This window comes from Phenylobacterium sp. (genome assembly GCF_035276905.1).
Classification (GTDB): Bacteria; Pseudomonadota; Alphaproteobacteria; order Caulobacterales; family Caulobacteraceae; genus Phenylobacterium.
Map to the genome: position 1 here is coordinate 1 of NZ_DATELG010000240.1, position 2,301 is coordinate 2,301.

Sequence of the window (2,301 nt, forward strand, 5' to 3'; positions counted from 1 at the left end):
CAGACCTTCGGCAATCCGTCCTACTCGCCCACGGCCCAGTTCCCAAACACCAGCCGCACCAACGTCCGGCTCGGCGTCGAACGCGGGCCGCTGGACGTCAACGTCTTCGTCAACAATCTCTTCGACTCGCGCAAGGGCGAGGTGGCGGGCGGCCTCACCAGCTGTCCGGTGAGCGGCGGGCCCGCCTGCGTTGGCGGCTTCTACAACCCCTACTACACCGTCACCCCGGCCTCGCCGCCCCGCCAGGTCGGCCTGCAGCTCGCCTACCGGTACTGAGCCGGCCGCCGCGGGGGCGATCGCCGCCGGCCCTGCGTCCGTTTCCCTCCGGCGAAATTTTTGCGCGGCCCGTTTCCGATCCCCCGACCTCACCCGTCTTAGCCGTAGCAAGCCGCGATCAGACGGCGGCGCTCAAGGGGGAAACGGATGCGCTCGTTAACGACGATCCTGCTGACGTCCGTGGCGATGGCCGTGGCCATGCCCGCCATGGCCCAGGAGGCGGGCAAGGAGCTGGAGGAGGTGATCGTCACGGCCACCCGCCAGACCGACACGGTCAATCGGGTGGCGCTCAGCGTCAGCGCCCAGACCCAGCGCGCGATGGACCAGCAGGGGATCCGGAATGTGGCCGACCTCGCCGCTGCGGTGCCGGCGCTGGGCATCAGCCAGACGGCCCCGGGGGTCGCTTTCGTCTCGATCCGCGGCATCCAGAACAACGGCCCGGGGGCGGCGACCACGGGCTTCTACCTGGACGACACGCCGCTGACCAAGCGCGGCGCGCTCGGGTGCTGCACCGGCAACGGCAGCCCGCTGCCGCCGCTGTTCGACCTGGAGCGCGTGGAGGTGCTGCGCGGGCCGCAGGGCACCCTGTTCGGCAGCGGCTCTCAGGGCGGCACCATCCGCTACATCACTCCGCAGCCCAGCTTGACCCGCCGGTCGATCTACGCGCGCACGGAGGCGTCGACCACGGCGGACGGCGATCCCAGCTGGGAGGTCGGGGCGGCGATGGGCGGTCCGATCATCGAGGACAAACTGGGCTTCCGCGTCAGCTTCGACCGACGTCACACCGGCGGCTGGCTCGATTACCTCAATCGGGTGACCCTGGAAAAGGGGCCCCAGAACGCCAACTATGGCGACGCCCAGATGGCGCGCGTCGCCCTGACCTGGGCCGCCACCGAAAACACCCGCATCACGGCCGCCTACTTCAACTCGCACGACAAGTGGCGCAGTCGGACCAACGGTTACACCCCGGACACTCTCGGACCGATCACCGAGGAGGCCGGCTGTTACAGCAACACCGGGGCGCTGATCTCGTGCGCGGCCCCGAACGTGAATTATCGCCGCGGCCCGCTGACGTTGCCGCAGCTCAGCGGTCTTGGTGAAGACACCTCCATCGACCCCGACGTCTCGCCGTCGAAAACGGTGATCAATATTGGGACCCTGACCGTCGACCATGATTTCGATGGCGTCGCGTTCAAGTCGATCAGCTCGTACATCCAGGACACCAGCAGCCTGTTCTCGCCGAGCGCGATAGGCACCCAGAACCGCATCCGCGGAACGCGGCAGACCTACAACGGCTTCACCTTCCTCGGGCAAGGGGCTTATGCGGGCTTGCCGAACTACCCCGGCTGGTACACCGGCGGCGCCAACGACGTCTCGAACCGCCGTTACGGCTGGACGCAGGAGATCCGCTTCTCGTCCACCGGCGATCCCAAGCCGTTCAGCTGGGTGGCCGGCGCGTTCTACTCCCACCAGGGCAACACCCAGCTCTACGAACAGATCTACCCCGACTTCGACCTTCTGGTCCGTAGCCTGATCGGGATCAGCGCCCTCCAGCGGTACGGCGTGCCCATGTTCCAGTACCAGGGTCAGCCCATCGGCTGGAGCGCCAAGTACCAGACCATGAAGGACACCGAGCTCGCCGCCTTCGGGGAGGCGAACTGGTGGATCACCGATCGCCTGAAGCTGAACGGCGGGTTGCGGGTCTCGCGGCTGACCCTCGACTACTTCGAGGTTCACTACGGCCCGGCGTCGGGAGGGAACGATCCGGCGAAGGTGCCGGGCGGGATCACGGGTCCGGAAAACCATACCGAGTCGGCGGTGGCTCCGAAGGTCAGCGTCCAATACCAGTTCACCGGCAACGACATGGCCTACGTCACGGTCTCGAAGGGGTTCCGGGCGGGCGGGGTGAACGCCTCGATCCCGGAGACGCTCTGCGGGGCCACCCTGGCCCGCTACGGCGAGACCGTCCTGACGGTGCCCAAGACCTACAAGTCGGACACGGTCTGGAGCTACGAAGCCGGCGCC

General features: G+C 67.7%; 2 protein-coding genes. Both read left to right on the forward strand.

From position 1 onward, the window contains the following. Positions 1–276 (forward strand): hypothetical protein (locus VJS38_RS11105; RefSeq protein WP_324088211.1); only part of this gene is annotated, 276 nt, incomplete at its 5' end. A gap of 147 nt (positions 277–423) precedes the next feature. Next, positions 424–2,301: TonB-dependent receptor (locus VJS38_RS11110; protein WP_324088212.1), on the forward strand; the 1,878-nt coding region annotated here is incomplete at its 3' end.